At 71.3% G+C, this 22,160-nt stretch carries 23 protein-coding genes and 1 pseudogene; 15 read left to right on the forward strand and 9 right to left on the reverse strand.

Annotation, left to right across the window (positions count from 1 at the left end):
• Positions 1 to 17: 17 nt before the first annotated feature.
• Complete coding sequence (locus KBX50_RS10870) at positions 18 to 1,436, forward strand: aldehyde dehydrogenase family protein (protein WP_210936762.1); 1,419 nt, start codon at positions 18 to 20, stop codon at positions 1,434 to 1,436.
• Positions 1,433 to 2,509: an alcohol dehydrogenase catalytic domain-containing protein gene (locus KBX50_RS10875; protein ID WP_210936764.1), complete on the forward strand. Its 1,077-nt coding sequence runs from the start codon at positions 1,433 to 1,435 to the stop codon at positions 2,507 to 2,509. The genes KBX50_RS10870 and KBX50_RS10875 overlap by 4 nt, the downstream gene beginning before the upstream one ends.
• Positions 2,510 to 2,628: 119 nt before the next feature.
• On the opposite strand, the gene KBX50_RS10880 is transcribed toward KBX50_RS10875, so the two are convergent.
• On the reverse strand, positions 2,629 to 2,907 hold the full coding sequence (locus KBX50_RS10880) for a hypothetical protein (RefSeq protein ID WP_210936766.1): 279 nt from the start codon (positions 2,905 to 2,907) through the stop codon (positions 2,629 to 2,631).
• A 307-nt stretch (positions 2,908 to 3,214) separates the two neighbouring features.
• Here KBX50_RS10880 and KBX50_RS10885 point away from each other — a divergent pair, with 307 nt between their 5' ends.
• Positions 3,215 to 3,385 (forward strand): hypothetical protein, encoded by a 171-nt coding sequence (locus KBX50_RS10885; RefSeq protein ID WP_210936768.1) that lies wholly within the window; start codon positions 3,215 to 3,217, stop codon positions 3,383 to 3,385.
• Positions 3,386 to 3,509: 124 nt separating this feature from the next.
• Entirely contained in the window at positions 3,510 to 4,136 is a 627-nt protein-coding gene (locus KBX50_RS10890; RefSeq protein ID WP_210936771.1) for a hypothetical protein, read from the forward strand.
• A gap of 123 nt (positions 4,137 to 4,259) precedes the next feature.
• Here the strand turns inward: KBX50_RS10890 and KBX50_RS10895 are convergent, their stop codons facing one another.
• The 5 genes and pseudogenes from KBX50_RS10895 to KBX50_RS10920 all read right to left on the reverse strand — a co-directional run bounded on the left by KBX50_RS10895 (position 4,260) and on the right by KBX50_RS10920 (position 8,498).
• The gene (locus KBX50_RS10895; protein ID WP_210936773.1) at positions 4,260 to 4,514 is read right to left on the reverse strand and encodes a hypothetical protein; all 255 of its coding nucleotides are present in this window, start codon (positions 4,512 to 4,514) and stop codon (positions 4,260 to 4,262) included.
• A pseudogene (locus KBX50_RS33545) lies at positions 4,511 to 4,858 on the reverse strand (hypothetical protein); the annotation flags it as partial. The pseudogene KBX50_RS33545 and the gene KBX50_RS10895, both read right to left, overlap by 4 nt.
• A 471-nt stretch (positions 4,859 to 5,329) precedes the next feature.
• Positions 5,330 to 6,481, reverse strand: a complete 1,152-nt coding sequence (locus KBX50_RS10910; protein ID WP_210936779.1) for a helix-turn-helix domain-containing protein — start codon at positions 6,479 to 6,481, stop codon at positions 5,330 to 5,332.
• 369 nt (positions 6,482 to 6,850) lie between these two features.
• The gene (locus KBX50_RS10915; protein WP_210936781.1) at positions 6,851 to 7,165 is read right to left on the reverse strand and encodes a hypothetical protein; all 315 of its coding nucleotides are present in this window, start codon (positions 7,163 to 7,165) and stop codon (positions 6,851 to 6,853) included.
• Between the two features lie 46 nt (positions 7,166 to 7,211).
• Positions 7,212 to 8,498 (reverse strand): MFS transporter, encoded by a 1,287-nt coding sequence (locus tag KBX50_RS10920; protein ID WP_307870910.1) that lies wholly within the window; start codon positions 8,496 to 8,498, stop codon positions 7,212 to 7,214.
• Between the two features lie 143 nt (positions 8,499 to 8,641).
• Here KBX50_RS10920 and KBX50_RS10925 point away from each other — a divergent pair, with 143 nt between their 5' ends.
• Genes KBX50_RS10925 through KBX50_RS10940 form a run of 4 tightly spaced genes read left to right on the forward strand, consistent with a single transcriptional unit; the run spans position 8,642 to position 11,663 of the window.
• Positions 8,642 to 9,685: an aromatic ring-hydroxylating dioxygenase subunit alpha gene (locus tag KBX50_RS10925; RefSeq protein WP_210936783.1), complete on the forward strand. Its 1,044-nt coding sequence runs from the start codon at positions 8,642 to 8,644 to the stop codon at positions 9,683 to 9,685.
• A complete protein-coding gene (locus KBX50_RS10930; RefSeq protein WP_210936785.1) occupies positions 9,682 to 9,909 on the forward strand; it encodes a hypothetical protein in 228 nt (75 codons plus the stop codon). Before KBX50_RS10925 ends, KBX50_RS10930 begins: the two co-directional genes overlap by 4 nt.
• Positions 9,906 to 10,859: a PDR/VanB family oxidoreductase gene (locus KBX50_RS10935; protein WP_247673482.1), complete on the forward strand. Its 954-nt coding sequence runs from the start codon at positions 9,906 to 9,908 to the stop codon at positions 10,857 to 10,859. Before KBX50_RS10930 ends, KBX50_RS10935 begins: the two co-directional genes overlap by 4 nt.
• Before the next feature lie 30 nt (positions 10,860 to 10,889).
• On the forward strand, positions 10,890 to 11,663 hold the full coding sequence (locus KBX50_RS10940) for an IclR family transcriptional regulator (protein WP_210936787.1): 774 nt from the start codon (positions 10,890 to 10,892) through the stop codon (positions 11,661 to 11,663).
• Between the two features lie 30 nt (positions 11,664 to 11,693).
• Here KBX50_RS10940 and KBX50_RS10945 read toward each other — a convergent pair whose 3' ends face one another.
• Complete coding sequence (locus KBX50_RS10945) at positions 11,694 to 12,302, reverse strand: TetR/AcrR family transcriptional regulator (protein WP_307870911.1); 609 nt, start codon at positions 12,300 to 12,302, stop codon at positions 11,694 to 11,696.
• Between the two features lie 108 nt (positions 12,303 to 12,410).
• On the opposite strand from KBX50_RS10945, the gene KBX50_RS10950 reads away from it, so the two are divergent.
• The 3 genes from KBX50_RS10950 to KBX50_RS10960 all read left to right on the forward strand — a co-directional run bounded on the left by KBX50_RS10950 (position 12,411) and on the right by KBX50_RS10960 (position 16,760).
• Entirely contained in the window at positions 12,411 to 13,421 is a 1,011-nt protein-coding gene (locus KBX50_RS10950; RefSeq protein ID WP_210936791.1) for an aldo/keto reductase, read from the forward strand.
• A gap of 151 nt (positions 13,422 to 13,572) precedes the next feature.
• Positions 13,573 to 14,454: a PaaX family transcriptional regulator C-terminal domain-containing protein gene (locus KBX50_RS10955; RefSeq protein ID WP_210936793.1), complete on the forward strand. Its 882-nt coding sequence runs from the start codon at positions 13,573 to 13,575 to the stop codon at positions 14,452 to 14,454.
• 158 nt (positions 14,455 to 14,612) lie between these two features.
• On the forward strand, positions 14,613 to 16,760 hold the full coding sequence (locus KBX50_RS10960) for a DUF6351 family protein (RefSeq protein WP_210936795.1): 2,148 nt from the start codon (positions 14,613 to 14,615) through the stop codon (positions 16,758 to 16,760).
• Between the two features lie 51 nt (positions 16,761 to 16,811).
• On the opposite strand, the gene KBX50_RS10965 is transcribed toward KBX50_RS10960, so the two are convergent.
• Entirely contained in the window at positions 16,812 to 17,279 is a 468-nt protein-coding gene (locus KBX50_RS10965; RefSeq protein WP_210936797.1) for a MarR family winged helix-turn-helix transcriptional regulator, read from the reverse strand.
• An 83-nt stretch (positions 17,280 to 17,362) separates the two neighbouring features.
• Here KBX50_RS10965 and KBX50_RS10970 point away from each other — a divergent pair, with 83 nt between their 5' ends.
• From KBX50_RS10970 to KBX50_RS10985, 4 genes are all read left to right on the forward strand, one after another.
• Positions 17,363 to 18,289 carry an SDR family NAD(P)-dependent oxidoreductase gene (locus KBX50_RS10970; RefSeq protein WP_210936799.1) on the forward strand — a complete coding sequence of 309 codons (927 nt, stop codon included), beginning with the start codon at positions 17,363 to 17,365 and terminating at the stop codon, positions 18,287 to 18,289.
• A 24-nt stretch (positions 18,290 to 18,313) separates the two neighbouring features.
• Complete coding sequence (locus KBX50_RS10975) at positions 18,314 to 19,195, forward strand: amidohydrolase family protein (RefSeq protein ID WP_210936801.1); 882 nt, start codon at positions 18,314 to 18,316, stop codon at positions 19,193 to 19,195.
• 16 nt (positions 19,196 to 19,211) lie between these two features.
• Positions 19,212 to 19,664: a MaoC family dehydratase gene (locus KBX50_RS10980; RefSeq protein WP_204001095.1), complete on the forward strand. Its 453-nt coding sequence runs from the start codon at positions 19,212 to 19,214 to the stop codon at positions 19,662 to 19,664.
• Positions 19,665 to 19,729: 65 nt separating this feature from the next.
• Entirely contained in the window at positions 19,730 to 21,253 is a 1,524-nt protein-coding gene (locus KBX50_RS10985; RefSeq protein WP_247673483.1) for a long-chain fatty acid--CoA ligase, read from the forward strand.
• Here the strand turns inward: KBX50_RS10985 and KBX50_RS10990 are convergent.
• On the reverse strand, positions 21,250 to 22,131 hold the full coding sequence (locus KBX50_RS10990) for a PaaX family transcriptional regulator C-terminal domain-containing protein (protein ID WP_210936803.1): 882 nt from the start codon (positions 22,129 to 22,131) through the stop codon (positions 21,250 to 21,252). The genes KBX50_RS10985 and KBX50_RS10990 overlap by 4 nt on opposite strands.
• Positions 22,132 to 22,160: the final 29 nt, after the last annotated feature.

Consider the following 22,160-nt stretch of genomic DNA (forward strand, 5'->3'; position numbering starts at 1 on the left):
GTCGAGGTGAGGAGCCCATGGAATCCGTACGGACCGACTTCTACCTCGACGGACGCTGGGTGCGTGCCGAGAGCGGGCAGCCGCTGGAGGTGCACAACCCGACGACCGAGGAGGTCATCGGCACCGTCCCGGCCGGCACGGCCGGCGACGTCGACCGGGCCGTGACCGCCGCCCGGGCCGCCTTCGAGGGCTGGGCGGCGACCGACCCCGCCGACCGGGCCGCCCACCTCGACCGGCTGCACGCCGCCCTGACCACCCGCGCCGACGACATCGCGCACACCGTCGCCGCGGAACTCGGCACCCCGCTCAAGGTCGCCACCCGGGTCCAGGCCGGGCTGCCGCTCACCGTCCTGGGCACCTACGTCGACCTGGCCGCGCACCCGCCCGCGCCGCAGACAGTGGGCAACTCCCTTGTGGTACGCGAACCCGTCGGTGTGGTCGGCGCGATCACCCCGTGGAACTATCCGCTGCACCAGATCGTCGCCAAGCTGGCGCCCGCCCTGGCTGCCGGTTGCACGCTGGTGCTGAAGCCGAGCGAACTGACCCCGCTGACCGCGTACCTGCTCTTCGACGCCATCGACGAGGCCGGCCTGCCGCCCGGCGTGGTCAACCTGGTCACCGGCACCGGGCCGGTGGTCGGCGAGGCGCTCGCCGGCCACCCCGGCGTGGACCTGGTCTCCTTCACCGGCTCCACCGCCACCGGCCGGCGGATCACGCACCTGGCCGCCGACCGGATCGCCCGGGTGTCGCTGGAGCTGGGCGGCAAGTCGGCGAACGTGGTCCTCGACGACGCCGACCTGGCCAGCGCGGTCAAGGTGGGCGTCGGCAACGCCTTCCTCAACTCGGGCCAGACCTGCACCGCCTGGACGCGGATGCTGGTGCACCGGGACCGCTACGACGAGGCCCTCGACCTGGCCGCCAAGGCGACCGACGGCTACCAGCTCGGTGACCCGCTCGACCCGGCCACCCGCCTCGGCCCGCTGGTCTCCGCAGCCCAGCGGGACCGGGTGCGCGACCACATCACCCGGGGCCTGGCCGACGGCGGCCGGCTGGTGGCCGGCGGCCCCGACGCCCCGGTGCCGCAGCGGGGCTGGTTCGTCGCCCCCACCGTCATCGCCGACGTCGACCCCGACAGCGCCCTCGCGCAGGAGGAGGTCTTCGGGCCGGTCCTCGCGGTCATCCCCGTCGACGACGACGACCACGCGGTGCGGGTCGCCAACAACTCCCGCTACGGCCTGGCCGGCGCGGTCTGGTCCGGCGACGAGGAGCGGGCGCTTCGGGTAGCCCGCCGGCTGCGCACCGGCGCCGTCGACATCAACGGCGCACCGTTCAACCCGCTCGCCCCGTTCGGCGGCTACAAGCAGTCCGGCGTCGGCCGTGAGCTGGGCGTGCACGGGCTGGAGGAGTTCTGCGAAGTGAAGGCGATCCAACGGTGAGGGGCCTGGTGGTCCGGGGCGTCGGCGCACCGCCCCGGGTGGAACCTGTCGAGCTGCCCGCCACCGGCCCCGGGCAGGTGCGGGTGGCGGTCCGGGCGGCCGGCGTCTGCCACTCCGACCTGTCCATGGTCGACGGCACCATCGCCGCGCCGTACCCGCTGCTGCTCGGCCACGAGGCCGCGGGCGTGGTGGTCGCCGTCGGCGACGACGTCGACCGGGTCGCGGTCGGTGACCACGTGGTGCTCGACTGGGCTCCCCCGTGCCGGGTCTGCTGGTACTGCGGGCACGGCGAGCCGTGGCTCTGCGAACGCTCCGGCACCCCGGCCGCCACCGTCGGGCACACCATCGACGGCGAGCCGCTGCACGTCACCCTCGGCCTCGGGGCGCTCGCCGAGCAGGTGGTGGTGCCGCAGCAGGCCGTGGTCGCCGTACCGCCGGAACTGCCCTTCCCCACCGCCGCGCTGCTCGGCTGCGCGGTGCTCACCGGCGTCGGCGCGATCCGCCGTACCGCCGACGTCCGTCCCGGCGACTCGGTCGCCGTCATCGGCCTCGGCGGCGTCGGCCTCTCCGCGGTCGCCGCCGCCCGCGCGGCAGGTGCCGCCCGCGTCATCGCCGTCGACGTCGCCCCCGCCAAGGCCGCGCTGGCGCATGCCGCCGGTGCCACCGACTTCCTGCTCGCCGACGACACCCTCAGCCGCGCGGTACGGGCGCTCACCGACGGCCGGGGCGTCGACCACGCGGTCGAATGCGTCGGCCGGGCCGCCACCATCCGCGCCGCCTGGCGAGCCACCCGACGCGGCGGGCAGGTCATCGTGGTCGGCATGGGCGGCAAGGACGACATGGTCGCCCTCAGCGCCCTGGAGATCTTCCACTCCGCCCGCACCCTGCGTTCCTCGGTGTACGGCTCCTCCGACCCGGACCGCGACGTGCCCGAGCTGGCCCGCGCGGTGCTCGACGGCACCCTCGACCTGGACTTCCTGGTCACCGACCGGGTCACCCTCGACGACGCACCGGAGGCGCTGGCCCGGATGGCCCGGGGCGAAGGCGCCCGCACGGTAGTCCTGTTCGACTGACGCGGGCCGGGGGTAGGGATGGTGCTGTCGCTGGTCAGCCCACCCTGAGGGGGATGGCTCCTGCTCCGACGAGCTAGCTGCCCAGGGGATCGAAGCGACAGGCCACGCCGTTCCCGAAACTAGAGGCTGGTCCGTTCAGGGTGCATGTCGTTGACCATCTCGTGCCCCGGCAACCTCGCGCAGTGCGACCCGGGCTGCGCTCCGCAGACCGGGCACGGCCGCCAATCCTGGACCGGGCCGGCGTCGTGGCCCAACGTCATGGCAATCTCACTGATTTCGTCGGCCAGGTCGTGCAGGGCCGGGTCGCGGTGCCGGACGGCAGCCTCGTGGATCTGCTGGATCGACCGTCGCGCGCGCTCCAGGTTGCGCCGGGCGGGAGCGCCAGGGTCAGACGACATACGTGGCGACTTCCCGTGAGGATGCGAACGAAACGACCAACTCAGCACGGCGCGTGGCCTTGTTCACTCCGCAACGGGACGTGACGAGCGGACATGGCGAGTGAGGGCCTGCGTAGGTCGGCCGTCGGGCGGCAACCGGGCGCTTGGCTGAGCGTGAGAGCAACTTCCCTGTTGTTGTCGTCTACGGGCGCTCCGAGGCGACAACTTCCCTGTTCTTGTCGTCTGCGTTCGCGGTGGCTGGACCTTTACGACCTGGCAGGGGCTGGCGTTGGTCCGTGCCGGTGCGGCTCGCCTGTTCGGTGTGCCGGTGGGCAGCATCCGCATGGACGCCGGCATCATTTCCCGCGATCGCCCTGCGGGCGGCGGTCAGCGTCGAGAACGCTCGGTCGTACGGCGGCCGTCCGACGGGCAGTTTTTGCACTGGATGGCGTGGAAGGTAGCGGCGGCTGAATGGAAGAAGGGCAACGAAGGCGGGTAGTGGCTTCAGCCCCAGCGAGCAGGTCCACGTGCCAAAGGTGTGCGCTGGCGGTTCACGGTCCGGGTCGTCGCACCCGGGCCGGTGCCCCGCTCGTATCGTTACCCACCGGTGTTCGGAGGTTGGTATGACGGATTGGCAGACCCTCAACGAGCAGGTGCGGTCGCGGTTGCTGGCGGTCGACGCTGGTACGGCCGTGGCGTTCGCCGCTATCACAGCGGAGCGGCTTATGCGGCTAAACCCGCAAGGGCTGCCGTTCACACAGAGCCTGCGACCCCTGCTCGACCTGGTGTGGCGTGCTGCCGCCGGCGATCAGACGGCCTTCAAGCCAATCGCCGTCACCCTCGGCGAGTTCTACATCAGCGAGTACTACCATAACGAGGGGCAGGACGGCCCGGATGACGCCGACGATGACCCGGCCGCAGCGATTCTCTACGCGGCGGAATGCTACCTCCACGCGGAGCCGGCCTTCGCCGTACACGTCGCAGGCCGGGCCATCGACGCCGTCGACTACCGCATGGAACTGGCGTCCGAGGACTACACCGGTGACGACGACAGCGACTTCGACCCCGACGCCGCATTGAATGCGGAGGCGCGGCAACAACATGCCGACCTCGACGCCCTCGCGCCGTACGCCACCCAACTCTCGCGTGCCCGGTTTGGTCTACCTGTTGACGAGCAGGGACTCCTCCTGGCCGCGCTACGCGCCATGGTCGCCACACCACCTCCTACGCCGGGAGCTTTGACGACGTGACGTGAACCGTCGAGACGCACTCCGGTAGGTGACCCTCAGTCCCGCCGACCTACACCCTGCCGGCGATGCGCCAGATCACCGCCCCCGATCCGGCCCCGGAAACATCGTTCAGGACTGGTCGGATCAGGTGCCATCCGACGTCTTCCGGCCTGCCGGTGGCTGCCTGGTCCAGCCGATGAAGCGGCGGTGCAGCGCGCCGGCGGGTGCCCAGGGCATGTCCTCGGCGGCCTGCACGAGATAGCCGCCGAGGTAGAGGGCAAGCGACACCGGAGCGCCCGCATACTCCGCGCGCAGCTCCCGCCTCCGGGTCGGACACGGCCAGGGCAGGTCGCAGCCGCCGCAGCTCCAGATAGGCAGGACCGGCCCGTGGGTGGTCACCGCACACCGTCCAGGAACCGGGCGACGCTCGCGCGGGCCTGCCGGCTTGTCGCCCAGTCCACCTGCCAGCAGGGGTACGGTGCCAACCGCGACCACCACGCCCGGCAGCCGGCGCACATGCCGTCGAGCCCTCGGACGTGCACCGCGAGGACCGTCTGCTCCAGGCCGCCGGTCACTGCTCATCCTCCTGCGGCCAGCGCCCCCGATTGATCGGAATCCGGTGCCGGGCACGGCACGGCAGTTCGGCACCACAGCGACAGTTGCGCCGCCAGCGCTGCCAGGACCACACTGGCCGATGTCGGCGGGCGAGGGTCAGCGCGGTGGCCGACAGGTACTCGTCGTACGAGACGCGCCGGCTACTCGCTGGCAACACGTCAGGAGCACCTGCCCGCTCTGGGCTCACCGGTGGCTCCAAGTCGTGCGCTGATCCCGCATCGTCGGCGCGTACGGCGTTGTCTGGATCGGCTCGCGATGCCACTGCGTGTCGCGCAAGCGCTTAGCCTGGTCGAGCAACCGCTGCTGCGCCACTGCCTGCTCGGCGGCTTGGTGGCGCTGACCCGTTCCAGGCGGCGGGGTGAGTCGGCCCGCCGAAGTAACCACCGCATGATGTCGCGCAGCTCGGACCAGATCGCCACAGGTTCCGCCTCCCTCGTCACGGGTTGGCGGGTGGCGACGGCAGCGCGACTGTCAGGCGTCGCGCTCGGGTTGACGCCGCCACCCGACGGACACAGTCGGCGCAGCGGGTGCTTCCTGCCGTCGTGTCCTAAACGGAACGCTATGAACGGCACGGTGCGTGATGGCACACCTACGCACCACTACTGGGCGGAGACTCCCATGCGCTCGCACAGGCCCCGCAGTTCCGTGGAGACCAGTCCTCGGCGCAGCAGCCCACGCGCGACCTCCCGCGCCGCCGTCGATGACCGGGTGTGTTGGGCACCGACCCGCTCGGCTGCCAGCAGCATCCGCACCGCGTCTCGCTCCCGATCAGCCGCCACCATCGCGCGGGCCATGTCCAGCCAGTAGTACACCTGCCGCACCGCCGGCAGATCCCCGACCGCCACCCGGGCAGCCGCCCTTAACGCCTCCTGCGGACGTCCGGTGTCGAGCAGGTAGGCCATCCGCCACAACGCCACGTTGCTCGGGCCCCACAACAGGTCCCAGCTCGTCGTCTCCCCGGTGTGCGCGGCGATCCGCGCCGCCTCGTCGAGGTGATCCTCGGCGGCAGCCTGATCCTTCATACCAGCGAGGTGAAGCGCGCGGGCCAGGTGCAGGAAACCGAGCACATCCGAGGCGGTGTCCGCGCCGCTGCCTTCCAGATCCGCTCCGGCCAGATCGCAGTACGTCCGGGCCGGGCCGTACGCGCCGGTGTATGCCGACACCCTCGCCCGATTCGCCGCCGCCACCCCCACCGCAACCGGATCATCAAGCAGGTGCGCAGCCTCCGCCGAACGCTCCGCCGCCAACCAGGCGTGGGCCGAGTAGCCGACGTTCAGCAGCGAGCCCATCGCCACCCCGTACACCGGCACCATCAACCGGTACGCCGACCGCTGATCAGTCACGCCGTGCAGGGCGGGAAGGAGGTCCACCAGCCGGCGCAGGGCCCCGGCGTAGTCGCACCGGCCGTACAGATCCCGCACCAGTGCCGATTCCCGAGCCACCTGCTCCACAGTGGCAGCCCCGACGATCGGCGGCCCATCGAACGGATGCGCCATCATCGCCCGCCACACCCGCTCGGCGTCGATACGCGCGCCGTCAAGCTGTCGATCAGCCGGTGTATAGGGCTGGCCGGTGAGATCGAAGACCGAACATTCCAGGGCCGCCGCCAGATCGACCACCATGTACCGGTCCGTGCGCTGCACCCCGCGCTCGATACGTGACCAGGTCGTATGCGATATACCCGCGCGACTCGCGGCGTACCGGATGCTCCAGCCCCGCAACTCGCGCCGGGCCCGGATGCGCTCACCCACCGACGGGTCAGCAGGAATGGCTCGGCGAGGCACAACGATCCTCTCGACCAACGATCAGCTTCGGCAGGCAGCGAGTACGACAACCGGCAACCACGCCACCACCGACGGTACCCCTGACTGCCAGCGGCTTTACAGTCCGCCACCGGACGACAGGTCGCGCTCCGTCTTGGGTTGCCGTCGCTGCTGGTTGTCTTCGCCCTCTGCGGCCCTGGGCGTGGCGCTTGGCTAGGCGTGCAACTTCCCTGTTGTTGTCGTCTCCGTTCGCTTCGAGGCGACAACTTCCCCGTTATTGTCCTATCCGCAGGCCACTGACTCCGGCTGGCACTTGTCATGGTTGCCGTGCCGCACGGTGAGGTGGTGGGCCTGGATTCAGCCGGGCCACCCATCGAGGTAATCAGCAAGGGAAACGGTGCCCCGCTCGTCGCCGCCGATTTCCCGGAACTGGTTCAGGTCGTCGTAGCCCGGAGTATCGGGCAGCAGCACCCGCAGGGGGTGCGTGGCGTGGTCGGCCAGGAACTTCCACAACGCCCGGGTCAACTCCGGCTGGCCGGAGTTGGCGGTGTAACCGTCCTGGAAATAGCCGATCCGCTGGTCGCCCAGCCGGTACGCGGTGCCCAGTGCCATACACGTGGCGCACTGCGGACAGGCCAACCAGCCGGTGAGCGACACCCGAGAACCCCTCATTCACATCGTCATGCCACGAAGGCCAAGGATGGCTGTGCCGGTGCGATCAGGTCGCGGCGTCGCGTTCGGTGGCGTCTCTCTCGGCGGCGTCGATGTTGGCGTCGGTGACGACGAACATGCCGAGCAGCAGGGTCAGCGTCAGCGACCCCAGAATGGCGAAGACCGCGCGGAGGCCGAACGCCTCGGCCAGCAGACCCCCGACCAGTGCGCCGGCCGGCATGCTTCCCCAGGCCAGCATCCGGTAGCCGCTGTTGACCCGGCCGAGCAGCCGGTCCGGGGTGATCCGCTGGCGTAGCGAGATGGTGATGACGTTCCAGGTGGCCAGCAGGAGCCCACCCACGAAGAAGACCGTGCCGATCACGAACGGGTTGGTGCTCAGCGCCGGTACGCCGACGACGGCGGCCATCGCCAGCACGGAGAGCGCCAGGGTGCGGGACCGCCCGAGCCGTTCTTCGATCTTGGCGGTGGCCACCGAGCCGAGCACGATGCCGGCGGCGATGGTGGTGAGCAGCAGCCCGTAGCCGGGCTCGGTGAGGCCGATGGCCGAGTCCGGGCCGACCGCGTAGAGCACCAGCACGGCGAAGATGCCGCTGGTGATGAAGTTGCTGGTCCCGACCATGGTGGCCAGGGTGCGCAGCAGCCGGTGCCGCCACAGGAAACGTAGCCCTTCGGCGATGTCGGCGCGCATCGTCGTCGGCTCGTCGCGCTCGATCCGGAACCGGCCGGCGACCAGGAGCAGCGCGGCGACCGCCAGCGCCCACAGCACCGCCGGCCCGGCGAGCGCCAGGGCCACCCCGGCGGCGATCAGGAAGCCGGCGAGTGGCGGGCCGATGAACTGGTTGGCGGCCAGTTCCACGGCGGCGAGCCGGCCGTTGGCCCGGGGCAGCTGGTCGCGGGTGACCACCTGCGGCAGGATCGACTGGGCTGAGGTGTCGTAGAGGGTCTCGGCGATGCCGAGGCCGAGCGCCACCAGGTAGAGCAGCCAGATCGACCCGGCGTCGAAGGCCGCCGCCAGGGCCAGCGCGCCGATGAGCGCCGCGCGCAGGGTGTTGGCGGCGAGCATCACCCGCCGCCGGTCGAGCCGGTCGGCGAGGGCGCCGGCCGGCAGCGCGAACAGCAGCCAGGGCAGGCTGTACGCGGCGGCGACCCCGGCCACCAGCAGCGGTGAGCGGCTGTAGCCGACGGCGACCAGCGGCAGCGCGATCTTGACGATCCCGTCGGCCAGGTTGGACACCGCCGACGCGGACCAGAGCCGCCAGAACCGGCCCCCCAGCCCGCCCTCGGCCGGGCGGGGAGCTGCATCGGTACGCACTGGTTCCTCGACCCCCGTCACGCCGCCGATCATCGCAGCGTCGCGGCGACCGGCGAAAGGCCGCACGGCCTTTCACTGAGTGAAATAGACGCTGCCGATCAGCGGTCGGGTCACGGGATCATCCGGCTGCACCCCGCTCCCGTCCCGAGAGAGGTTGGGTCACCATGGCGTTCGCCCGCAACCAGTGGTACGTGACGGCCTACAGCAACGAGGTCGGGCGGGATCTGCTCGCCCGCACCGTGCTCGGTGAGCCGCTGGTCCTCTACCGCACCGAGTCCGGGGAGGCCGTGGCGCTCGCCGACAGGTGCGTGCACCGTCGCTACCCGCTGTCGGAGAGCCGCCTCGACGGCGACACCATCGTCTGCGGCTACCACGGCTTCACCTACGACCAGACCGGCACCTGCGTCTTCGTGCCGGGCCAGCAACGGATCCCGCGTACCGCGCGGGTCGCCGCGTACCCGGTGGTGGAGCAGGATTCGCTGATCTGGGTGTGGATCGGCGACCGGGACCGGGCCGACCCGGCCACCATTCCCCGCGCGCCCTGGCTGGACGACCCCCGGTACGCGGTCGTCCGCGGGATGGAGCCGCTGAACGCGCGGTACAGCCTGCTGGTGGACAACCTGATGGACCTGTCCCACGAGACCTACCTGCACGGCGGCTACATCGGCACGCCGGAGGTGGCGAACACGCCGATCACCACCGAGGTGGACGAGGAACGCGGCATCGTCTACGTCAGCCGGCACATGGACGACGCCGAGTGCCCACCGTTCTACGCGAAGTCGACAGGCATCCAGGGCCGGATCACCCGCTGGCAGGACATCGAGTACCACCCGCCGTGCCTGTACCTGCTGCACAGCCGGATCGCGCCGCAGGGCCTCTACCCGCCGGCCGAGGGCGAGGACAGCGACGCCTTCCACGCCGAGATCGTGTACGCCATCACGCCGTCGACGGAGAACACCACCTACGACTTCTGGGCGGTGGCCCGGGACTTCGCCACCGACGACGAGTCGGTGAGCGAGTACCTGCACCAGAGCAACCGCACCGTTGTCATGCAGGACGTGACGGCGCTGAACATCCTGGAGCAGGTGATCGCCTCCGAGCCGGACAAGTACCAGGAACTCAGCATCAACATTGACACCGGCGGGCTCGCCGCTCGCCGTCTGATCGCCCGGATGGTCGAGGCGGGGACGGTGGGGGCGCCCCGATGACCGAGCCGGCCAGCATGCTCACCGGCGACCGGATCTACCGGATCCACTGGATGCCGGGCACCGACACGCTGCGCGGAATCTGCCACTGCGGTGCCGAGCGGGTCGCCGAGGAACCGGTCGAGCTGTGGGAGTGGCTGCTCGCTCACCCGTACGGTCATCAGCCGCCGGAGGCGGTCGCACCGACCCCGCACGCCGCACCGACCCGGTCGGCGGTGCCGGCATGACCGACGACGACCTGGCCGGCGCGGAGCTGGTGGTGACCGACCGGGACCCGGCGGCGACGGGTGTCGCCGTGCTGAGCCTGTGCCGCCCCGACGGCGGCGACCTGTCCGCCTGGACCCCGGGTGCCCACCTCGACCTGGAACTCGGGCCGGGGCTGGTGCGCCAGTACTCGCTCTGCGGCGACCCGGCCGACCGCGCCACCCTGCGGGTCGCGGTGCAACTGGAGGCGGAGGGGCGCGGCGGCTCGCGGCACGTGCACGAGCGGCTCACCCCGGGCGCGACCGTCCGGGTGCGTGGCCCACGGAACAACTTCCCGCTGGTGGCGGCGCCGCGCTACCTCTTCGTCGCCGGTGGCATCGGCATCACCCCGATCAGGCCGATGGTCGCCGCCGCCGACGCCGCCGGCGCCGACTGGCGGCTGGTGTACGGCGGGCGCAGCCGCGCCACGATGGCCTTCGCCGACGCCCTGCGGGAGAAGTACGGCGATCGGGTGGGCCTGTATCCGCAGGACGAGGCCGGCCTGCTCGACCTGGACGACCTGCTGGGACAGCCGGTCGACGGGCTGGTCTACTGCTGTGGGCCGGAGTCGTTGATCGCGGCGGTGGAGCAGCGCTGCCGGACCTGGCCTCCCGGGGCCCTGCACGTCGAGCGCTTCACCCCGCTGGCCCCCACCGAGGCCGTGGACGCCGCCGTCGAGGTCGAACTCACTCTCAGCGGCCGGACGCTTACCGTGCCGCCGGGCACGTCGATCCTGGAGGCGGTGGAGGCGGCCGGTGTGCAGGTGCTCTCCTCGTGCCGGGAGGGCACCTGCGGCACCTGCGAGACAGGCGTGCTGGACGGCGTGCCGGAGCATCGGGACAGCCTGCTCACCGAGGCGGAACGGGCCGCCGGCGACACCATGATGATCTGCGTTTCCCGGTCGGTCACTCCCCGGCTGACGCTGGAGCTGTGACCGGCGGGCCGGGATCGGCATGATGGCGGGGTGGACGCACAACCCGGACGGTCGGTCACCAGCAAGGTGCTGGCCCTGCTCGACGCGTTCACCCCGGCCAGCCCGGCGCTGACCCTCAGCGAGCTGGCCCGGCGGGCCGAACTGCCGTTGCCCACCGCGTCCCGCCGGGTCGCCGAGCTGGTCGCCTGGGGCGCGTTGGAGCGCGGCGACGACGGGCGGTACCGGATCGGGTTGCGGCTGTGGGAGGTGGGTTCGCTCGCTCCCCGGGGGCTCGGACTGCGCGAGCTGGCGCTGCCGACCATGGAGGACCTGTACGAGGTGACCCACGAGAACGTCCAGCTCGCCGTCCGGCAGGACGTCGAACTCGTCTTCATCGAACGGATCGCCGGTCGGCACGCGGTGCCGGTGCTCACCCGGGTCGGTGGCCGCTTCGCGTTGCACGCCACCGGCGTCGGTCTGGTGCTGCTGGCGTACGCGCCGGCCGAGGTTCAGGAGCAGGTGCTGGCCGCGCCGTTGGAGCGGTACACCCCGCTGACCATCACCGATCCCGGCCGGCTGCGCCGAGGTCTGGCCGAGGTGCGGCGCACCGGGTACGCGGTAAGCGACCGGCAGGTCACCATGGACGCCCTCTCGGTCGCCGCGCCGATCTGCGGACCGGAGGGCGCGGTGGTCGCCGCGATCTCACTCGTGGTCGCGCAGCACCGGGCGGACCCGGTGGCGCTGGCGCCGCTGGTCCAGGCGGCCGGCCGGACCATCTCCCGATCGCTCGGCACCTCGTACGGGTCACAGCGGTCGGCCGGGTGAGGCCGATGTCGCCCCGTGGGACGCTGGGCGTCAGCGAAGGCCGCGGATGAGGTTGTCCACAAGTGTCCGGACGAACTCCTCGGTGAGCGGCTGGTCCGGGATGAGCAGGCGGTGATAGCAGGCTCCCCAGAGTTGATCGATGACGGACTCCGGATCGATGTCGGCCCGCAACTGTCCCCGTGACACCGCCCGGTTGAGGGTTTCCACCCCGAGCGCCCGACGAGGCCCGGAGTAACGCTGACGGTAGGCGGCGGCCAGGTCGGAGTCGGTCTGCGACTGGGCGATGAGCTGACTGATCACCCGCCCGGCGGTGGTGTCGTTCATCAGGTGGACGAACGCGACGAGCTGGCTGGTCAGGTCGGCGACGATGTCCCCGGTGTCGGGAAAGGCCAGCGTGGGCGCGACCACGGCGAAGTAGCCGTCCAGGGCGAGGGCGCCCTTGGACGGCCACCACTTGTAGATCGTCATTCGGCTGGCACCGGCGCGCGCGGCAACCTTCTCGATGGTGAATCCGGCCATGCCCTCCTCCAGGAGGAGATTTCCGGCCGCCGCGAGTATCTCCTGACGCACCTGGTCTGCCGGGCGGCGACCGCGACCGCGCTGGCGCGGCTCGCCGGCTTCCGACGTGGGCTGGCTCACTGCCCCTCCACTCATATGGACACAGTGTCTCCGAGAGAGTTATATGGACGTAGTGTATACAGCAGCGATCGGCTGCCGGTAAGGAACCACCTGTGGAGGATGGACAAGATGACGACCATTGAGCGACGCACGCTCGGCACGACCGGCCCGACGGTCTCCGCCCTCGGCCTCGGCGCGATGGGCATGTCGGACCTGTACGGCCCCGCTGACGAGGCCGAGAGCCTCGCGACGCTGCACGCCGCGCTGGACGCCGGGATCAACCTGATCGACACCGGGGACTTCTACGGGTCAGGGCACAACGAGATGCTGATCGGGCGGGCCCTCAAGGAACGTTCTCGGGAAGACGTGGTGCTCAGCGTCAAGTTCGGCTCCCGCCGCACCCCCGACGGCGCCTTCCAGCCCGTGCCGTACGACGTATCAGGGCCAGCCGTGAAGGACCGGTTGGCATACTCGCTGCGCCGACTCGGAACCGACTACATCGACATCTACCGCCCGTCACGGCTCAATCCCCAGATCCCGGTGGAGGAGACCATCGGTGCCCTGCGGGAGATGCAGGAGGCCGGCTGGATCCGGCACATCGGCCTCTCCGAGGTGGGCTCGGAGACCATCCGCCGGGCGGCGGCGGTGGCACCGATCAGCGATTTGCAGATCGAGTATTCGCTGCTGTCCCGAGGCCCCGAGACGTCCATCCTTCCGACGCTGCGCGAGCTGGGCATCGGTCTGACCGCGTACGGTGTGCTCTCCCGGGGCCTGCTGAGCGGGCACTGGCAGCCCGACCGTCAGCTCACCGGCACCGACTTCCGGGCCGGCAGCCCCCGGTTCCAGGGTGAGAACCTACAGGCCAACCTGCGCCTGGTCGACGCGCTGGGCCGGGTAGCCAAGCGGTTGGACGCGACCACCAGCCAGGTGGCGATCGCCTGGGTCGCCGCACAGGGCACGGACGTGGTGCCGCTGGTCGGCGCGCGTCGCCGTACCCGCCTGGCCGAGTCCCTGGCCGCCGCCGAGCTGACCCTCGATCAGGCCCTGCTCGACGAGATCGAGCAGGCGGTGCCGCGTGGTTCCGCCGCCGGGGAGCGGTACGCAGCCCCGATGATGGCGCTGCTCGACAGCGAGAAGTGACGGACGGCGCCCGGCCCGCCGGCGTGAGCTGGCGGACCGGCCGGTCGGGTGAGGCGGTACCGCCCGGTCACCTGGCGCAGTAGCGTGACCGGGTGTTGATGCGCTCTGGTCAGCCCCGCACCGACCGAAACGCCACCGGTGCGTCGTCGTGGTGAGCGACGCGCTGGGCGAGTTGTCGCCGCCGGGTTCGCCGTCGGAGCGGACGGCGGTCGGGCGGGCCCGCGCCCAGCGTCTGCTGGTGACCCTGCTCGGAGATCACTGGCACGCCGGTCGTGCTCCACTGCCGTCCGGGGGTCTGGTAGCGGTCCTCGCGGAGTTCGGCATCGCGCCCGCCAACGCCCGCGCCACGCTCGCCCGGCTGACCCAGCGGGGCATGCTGCGCCGGACCAAGCAGGGCCGACGGACCAGCTACCGGTTGACCGAGCCGGCCTGGCACATCCTTCAGCGGGGTGCCCAGCGCATCTTCGCCACCACCGACGGGAGCACCTGGGACGGCAGTTGGACGCTCATCGCGTTCACCGTGCCGCTGGAGGACGCGAACCAGCGGCGGCTGATCCGGGCCCGGTTGCGCTGGTTGACGTTCTGGCCGCTGTACGACGCCACCTGGGTCACCCCGCACGACCGGCTCCACGAGGCACGCGAGCAACTCAGCGAACTCGGCGTCACCGACGCGGTGCTGTTGCGCTCCACGGACCTTGAGCTGCTGCCGGACGGCAGGGCGCGGCTGGAGGCTGCCTGGCGGATCGACGAGGTGGCCGCCGGGTACCGGGACTTCCTGCGCCGCTACCGCGACCTGGCCGGTCGGGCCGAGGCCGGTGGGGTGCCGGCGGCGGAGGCGCTCGTCGCGCGTACCGAGTTGGTGAGCGACTGGCGGGCGCTGGTGGGGGCCGACCCTGACCTGCCGGTCGAGTTCCTACCCCCGTCGTTTCCACGCGCCGAGGCACGGGCGATGTTCCTGAGCATCTCCGAGGCACTGGCACCGCTGGCCCAGAAGCGCTTCGAGGACCTCGTCCAACGGCTCGAACCGGTCTGACCGCACCGTACATCCGTGCCGAGCCCGGCCCGGGGCCACCTCACGGCATCGATGCATTGCACTTCCATTGACTGTCGATCAGTTTTCGCATTACGTTCTCCCCGTGCCTTCGACCCCGGAGGCCCAGCCGCCCGTCCCCGGCTGAAAGGGGTCCCGCCATGCCCATCCACCGATCTCGGAGGAGCACCCGGCACCGACCCCTCCGGGTGGCGTTGACCGCGCTCGTCGCCATCGCACTGGTCAGCAGTTCCGCACCGGCCGGGGCCGCGCCCGTGGCCGGCAAGGGCATCGACCGCGGCTTCGACGTGTCGGTCGTCTCCGGCCGCGCGGACATGGTCAGCGGCGGCGACGCCCTGGTCCGCGTCACCGTGCCGCGCACCGTCGCACCGCACCGGGTGAAGGTCCGCCTCGACGGCCGGGACGTGACCGGACGCTTCCGGCCGGCGGGCGACAAGCGGACCCTGCTCGGCCTGGTGGACCGGCTGAAGCTGGGCCGCAACCGGATCGAGGTCCGCGCGCACGGGCCAGGATGGGGACGCCCCGGCGCCAGCCTGACGCTTGTCAACCATCCGGCCGCCGGCCCGGTCTTCTCCGGGCCGCACATCCCGCTGTTCTGCACCGCCTCGGGCAGTCCGTGGCACCTGGGCCCGGTCGATGAGAACTGCCACGTCGCCGAGGCTCAGGTCAGCTACCGGTACCGCAGCACCGCCGGGAGCTTCGTCGACCTGCCCGACGGTCCGCTGCCGGCGGACGTGGCCAGCACCACCACGGCCGGCCGGACCGTCCCGTACGTGGTGCGGATCGAACGCGGCACCATCAACCGGGCGGTGTACGAGATCGCCATGCTGCACCAGCCCGGCACCCCGGCCCCGAGCCCCTGGGCGACCACGCGTGGCTGGAACGAGCGGCTGGTCTACACCTTCGGCGGCGCCTGCGGCATCGGGCACACCCAGGCCACCAGCACCGGCGGCGTACTCGACCACACGCTGCTGAGCCGCGGCTACGCGGTCGCCAGCGCGACCTTCAACGTGTACGCGCACAACTGCAACGACGTCACGTCAGCCGAGACGGCCATGATGGTCAAGGAACACTTCGTCGAGACGCTCGGCGTACCGGCCTTCACCATGGGTTGGGGTGGATCGGCCGGCACCATGCAGCAGTTGCTGATCTCGAACGCCTATCCCGGCATCCTGGACGGCGTCATCGGCAGCATCGGCTACCCGGACGAGCGCTCCACGACCATCTCCGGCCACGAGTGCCGGTTCATCTCCCAGGCGGCCACCGCCGCCGGGCTGTCGGCGGCCCAGCAGCACGCCGTCAGTGGCTTCGGCAGCCCGAACACCTGCTTCGGCTACCAGTTCTTCGACAGTGTGGACTGGCCGACCGCCTGCCCCGCCCACATCCCCGCCGACCGGCGCTACCACCCGGACACCAACCCGGAGGGCATCCGCTGCGCCATGGCGGACTTCGTCTCGAACGTCTACGGCGTCGACCCGAGGACCGGTGCCGGCCGGCCGATCATCCCGGACACCGTCGGCGTGCAGTACGGCCTGGCGACGCTCAGGGCGGGCGTCATCAGCCCGGAGCAGTTCGTCCGGCTCAACGAGGGCATCGGCGGCCTGGACGTGGAGGGCAACCGCACGCCGCAGCGCACCTCGGCGAACGTCGCGGCGATCAGCAGGGCGTACGCGACCGGCCGGGTCAACCAGTTCGACGGCGGGCTGCGCTGGACCCCGGTCATCGAGACGCGCGGCTACACCGACCCGACAGGCGACTTCCACGACCGGTTCCGCTCGTGGACGATGCGGGAGCGGCTGGTGCGGGCCAACGGCAACGCCGACAACCACGTCAGCGTGACCGGCCCGCCGGGCGCGGCCAGCGCGGCGATCCAGGAGCAGGCGCTCGTCGACATGGATGCCTGGCTGACCGCGCGCGGCAGGCTCGCGGCGGCCCGTCCGCACCTCGACGCCGTCGCGCTCACCCGGCTGTCCCGGCCGCGTGGCCTGGCCGACAACTGCGTCACGCCCGACGGTGAGCGGATCGTGGAGCGGCTGACCCTCGACCCGACCGCCCGGTGCAACCAGCTCTACCCGTACCACCGCAATCCCCGGGTGGTGGCGGGCGGGCCGACCACCTCGGCAGTGCTCAAGTGCCAGCTTCAGCCGCTGCGCAGGTCGGGGTACGGGGTGCGCTTCACCGCCGAGCAGTGGCAGCGGCTGCGCGCGGTCTTCCCCGGCGGCGTCTGCGACTGGTCGAAACCGGGCGTCGGGCAGCGCCCACTCGCCGGCACCTGGATCCGCTTCTGAGGCTCAGCGCCAGGTCGGGAGGCTCGCCACGGGCGAGCCTCCCGACCACGCTCAGTCGGGGAAGGCGAGCAGGCGCAGCAGACCGGCCAGCCGCTCGTGCTCCTCGGGGGTCACCGGGGCCAGCAGGCCCCGCTCGACAGCACGGGCGGCCTGCTGGGCGCGGGCGAAGAGGTCCCGACCGGCGTCGGTCGCGACGAGGACGTTGGCCCGCCGGTCGGCGGGGTCGGTGCGGCGCTCCACCAACTGACGCTGTTCGAGGCCGTCGACCAGGGCGACGACCTGGCTCGGGTCGAGGCGGAGGAACTCGGCCAGTTCCCGCTGGGTGGGTCGAACCCCGTCGGCGGCCAGCGCGAGCACGGAGTAGGACCGTGCCTTGAGCCCGTGCTCGGCGAGGGCGGCGTTGGCCGCCGCGAGCGTGAGCGCGTTGGCACGGGCCAGCAGAAAGACCAGGTCACCGCCGAGCACGCTGTCCCGCAGGGCGTCCCGCCCCGGCAGCCGGGTCTTCCCGCTAGCGGACATGGCGACGATGGTAGCGCGTTTCACCAATGATTGACATTTTCAACGGTCCGTGCTCAGATCGGGTGAACACGAAGGAGTTCTCCATGTCCCTGGACGGCAAGGTCGCCATCGTCACCGGATCCGGACGCGGTCTCGGCCTCGCGTACGCGCAGGAGCTCGCCCGGCAGGGCGCCGCCGTGGTGGTCAACGATGTCGACGCGCAGACCACTGCCGACGCCGTCGCGTCCATCGAGGCGCTCGGTGGCCGAGCCGCCGCGGTGGTCGCCCCGGTCGGCCCGACCGAGACCGCCGAGCGGTTGGTCGCCACCGCCGTCGAGACCTTCGGTCGACTCGACATCCTGGTCACCAACGCCGGTGTGCTGCGCGACACCGTGCTGTGGAAGATGACCGACGAGGACTTCGACACCGTCATCAACGTGCACCTGCGCGGCACCTTCACCACCGTGCGCGCGGCGGTGCAACACATGCGGGCGGCCGGCGAGGGTGGGCGCATCATCTGCATCGGCTCCCCCACCGGCCAGCGCGGCAACTTCGGCCAGACCAACTACGCCGCCGCCAAGGCGGGCATCGTCGGCATGACGCGTACCTGGGCGCTGGAGCTCAAGCGCGCCGGCATCACCGCCAACACCGTGGTCCCGGTGGCCGCGACCGCCATGACCGCCACGGTTCCCTACTTCGCCGCTGCCGTGCAGGCGGCCGAGCAGGGCGAGCCGATGCCGGCGTTCTTCCGGCACGATCTCGGCTTCGGCACGGCTGAGGACGTCGCCGGTCTCATCGCGTTCCTCGGCTCCGACGCGGCCGGCGGCGTCACCGGTCAGGTGATCGGGGTGGGCGGCGACCGGCTCCAGGTCTGGACCCACCCGGAGGCGGCGCTGACCGCCCACCGTGAGGGCGGCTGGACGTACGATGCTCTGCTCGAAGCCTGGCCGGCGACGTTCGCCGGGGCGCTGCAGAGCGTCGGCGAGCGGTTCCCCGAACTCCCCGAGGAGTTCAAGACCGCAGGCTCCTGACCCGCCGGACGAAAGTTCCCCATCATGTACCAACCCGCCATCGACCTCGACGCCGTCACCGCGATCGACATGCATGTGCACATCGAGGTCGACGAGCACGGCCACAACTCGCTGCCCGACGACCTGGTGGCGGCGGTGTCGAAGTACTTCAAGGCCGACGGGCCGCGCCCGGCGATCGAGGCGGTGGCGCAGTACTACCGGGAACGCCAGATGGCGGCGGTCGTGTTCACCGTGGACGCCCGCACCCAGTTGGCGCACCAGCCGCTGTCGAGCGTGGAGATCGCCCGCGCCGCGGCCGAGCACGCCGACGTCCTGATCCCGTTCGGGTCGGTCGACCCGCGCACCGGGGCGGCGGCGCTCGACCTCGCCAGTCGGCTGATCGAGGACGAGGGCGTACGCGGCTTCAAGTTCCATCCCACCGTGCAGGGCTTCGATCCGAGCGACGAGCAGTACGCGCCGCTGTGGGGCCTGCTGGAGAAGGCCGGCGTGCCGGCGCTGTTCCACACCGGGCAGACCGGCATCGGTGCCGGGATGCCGGGCGGCTACGGATTCCGGCTCGGCCTGTCGAACCCGATGCTGCTCGACCCCGTCGCGGCCGAGTTCCCCGACCTCCAGATCATCATGGCCCACCCGTCGGTGCCCTGGCAGGACGAGGCGCTGTCGGTGGCCACCCACAAGCCGAACACCTGGATCGACCTGTCCGGCTGGAGCCCGAAGTACTTCCCAGCCGAGCTGGTGCGGTACGCCAACTCGCTGCTCAAGCGCCGGGTGCTGTTCGGCACCGACTATCCGCTGCTCACCCCGGACCGCTGGCTGCGGGACGTGCGCGCCACCGACCTCAAGCCCGAGGTGCTCCCCGGCATTCTGAAGGACAACGCCGTCCGGCTGTTGCGCCTGTCCAGCTGACGACGAGAGGACGCTCATGACGACGACGATCACCTACGAACAGCTCGCCGACCTCGCCGGCACCGACCTGGGCTACACCGACTACCGGACGGTCACCCAGGACCAGGTGAACCTCTTCGCCGACGCCACCGACGACCACCAGTGGATCCACGTCGACCCGGAGCGGGCGAAGAACGGCCCCTTCGGCGCGCCCATCGCCCACGGCTTCCTCACGCTTTCGCTGGCGGTGCCCTTCTGGACCGAACTGCTCGACGTGAAGGGGGTCACCACGAAGGTCAACTACGGCTTGGACAAGGTGCGCTTCCCGGCCCCGGTCACGGTCGGCTCGCGGGTACGCATGACCGCGACGGTCGCCGAGGTCGTCGAGGTGGCCGGGGGCTACCAGATCGCCGTCGACCAGACGATCGAGATCGACGGCGGCACCAAGCCGGCAGTGGTGGCCCGCGGCCTGTACCGCTTCTACGCCTGACGGCCACCGGCCGGGCCGACCGGCCACGCGTCGACGCACCGTCCGCCACCACCGGGAGACCGCTGATGCACGAACAAGGAATCGGTGCCTGGCCGGCCAAGCGCCGGCTCAAGTCCCCCGACAAGCTCGCCCTCGTCCACGGCGAGGGCTCCACCGTGACGTACCGCCAGTTCGCCGACGGCACCGACCGGGTCGCCGCGCTGCTGCGGGGGCTCGGCCTCGGCAAGGGCGACGCGGTGGCCTATCTGGGCGAGAACAGTCCGGATTTCCTCCAGGTGATGTTCGGCGCGGCGCGGCTGGGCGCCGTCTTCGTGCCGATCAACACCCGGCTGGCGCCGCCCGAGGTCGCCCACGTGCTCACCGACTGCGGCGCGCGGGTGCTGATCCACGATCCCGAGTTCGACGAGCGGGTGGCCGCCGCCATCGGCACCGGGCCGGCCCCGCGCGTCGTGGTCACCGGGGAGGGTACGCCCGACCGGCCGGGACTGACCCGGCTGCTGAGCACGACCGCCGTGGACGGCGCTGCCGTGGCGGTGAGCCTGGACGACCCGGCCGCGATCATCTACACCTCAGGCACGACCGGACGGGCCAAGGGCGCCGTGCTGACCCACGGCAACCTCACCTGGGTCGCGCTCAACTGCGTGGTCGACTACGACGTCGTGTCGACCGACGTCGCGCTGATGATCTCGCCGTTGTTCCACGTCGCGTCCCTCGGCATGGGTGCGCTGCCGGTCATCCTCAAGGGCGCCACGCTGGTGCTGGAGAAGGGCTTCGAGCCGGGACGCGCGCTGGCCCAGATCGAGCGGCACGGCGTCACCATGCTCAGCGGCGTGCCGACCACGTACCAGCTGATGGCCGACCACCCGAACTGGGCCACCACCGACCTGTCGACGTTGCGCAAGCTGACCTGCGGCGGCTCGGCCGTACCCACCCGGATCCTCAACGCCTACGAGGAACGCGGCCTGTCGTTCTCGCAGGGCTACGGCATGACCGAGGCGTCGCCGGGCGCGACGTCGCTGCCCCCGGCGATGACCCGCGCCAAGCAGGGCAGCGTGGGCCTGCCGCACTTCTTCACAAGCGTGCGGATCGCCGACGAACACGGCCAGCCGATCGCCGACGACGGCATCGGTGAGATCCAGATCTGCGGCCCGAACGTCTTCCCCGGCTATCACCGGCTGCCGGAGGCGACGGCCGAGGCATTCACCCCGGACGGCTGGTTCCGCTCCGGCGACCTCGGATACCTCGACGCCGACGGCTACCTCTACATCTCCGGCCGCCTCAAGGACATGATCATCTCGGGGGGCGAGAACATCTACCCGGCCGAGATCGAAGTCCTGCTCGGCGAGATCGACGGGGTGACCGGGGTGGCGGTCATCGGCGTACCGGACGCGCGGTGGGGCGAGGTGCCGTGGGCGATCATGACGGTGCGCGAGGACGCCACCGTGGACCTGGCCACGGTCCACCAGTTCCTCGACGGCCGGGTCGCCCGTTACAAGGTGCCCAAGAACGTGGTCATCGTCGACGAGCTGCCCCGGACCGCGTCCGGGAAGGTGCGCAAGGGCGACCTGCGGAACCGGTTCGCCGGCTAGGCCCGGCTGCGCCGGGCCGGATCACCGCCCGACCTCGCCGCGACACCACCGACGTTCCTGGCCACCGCACCGGCGCCACCGGTGACGAGGGCGGCGAACTCCTCAGCGGAGGCCGCGGCCAGCCGCTGGTGCATCCGCCGGTAGACCTGCGTCGACCGCCCGGCCGGCCACTCCGCGTCCATGAACTCGCGGGGCAGCCTCGGGTCCGCGCGCAGCAACGCGAGCCAGTCGGCCACCAGCATCGTCCGCACGGTCAGCGCGCTCGCCGCCTGGGTCGCGGCGCCCGGGTCGCCCCACACCTCGATGAACGCCAGGTGCTCACGGCGGATCGCCTCGATGTCCCAGGCCGCGCGGACACTGTCGGCGATCGGGAAGCCGGCGAGTTCCCGGGCGTGGAAGGCGATGACCGTCTTGGGGGGAAGGTCCTCACACAACGGTTCCAGCGACCCGGCGAGGTCGACCTCGCCGGGCGCCAGCCAGAGCCCGTCGCGCAGCGGCGCGAAACCCTCCCAGGTCAGGGTGGAACGCAACCGGTGGCGCAGGGTCCGCTGTCCCTCGGGGATCGTGAACGTGACGAGAGTCCAGCCGGTGCCCTGCGGGTCGAACGGGCGCGGGCCACGGACGCGTGCGGTGGCCTCCCGCAACACCGCCACGCCGTGCTCGGTAAGCGAGAACAGGATCTCCCGACCGCTCTTGCTCCGTTCCAGCATGCCGGTCTGCACCAGCCGGTCGAGGGTCGCCCGCGTCGCCGGTGCGGCGACACCGGCTCCTTCGAGCACCCCGATCAGGACGCTGGCGCGAATCGGGCCAACCGCATCGTCGACGACGTGCTCGCCGAAGAACGCGAGCAGCAGCTGCTTCGGCTGACGACTGCGCACAGCTTTCCCTCTCGAGCGAATCCACCCCT

The organism is Micromonospora sp. C51 (genome assembly GCF_018070435.1).
GTDB classification, from domain to species: Bacteria; Actinomycetota; Actinomycetes; order Mycobacteriales; family Micromonosporaceae; genus Micromonospora; species Micromonospora sediminimaris.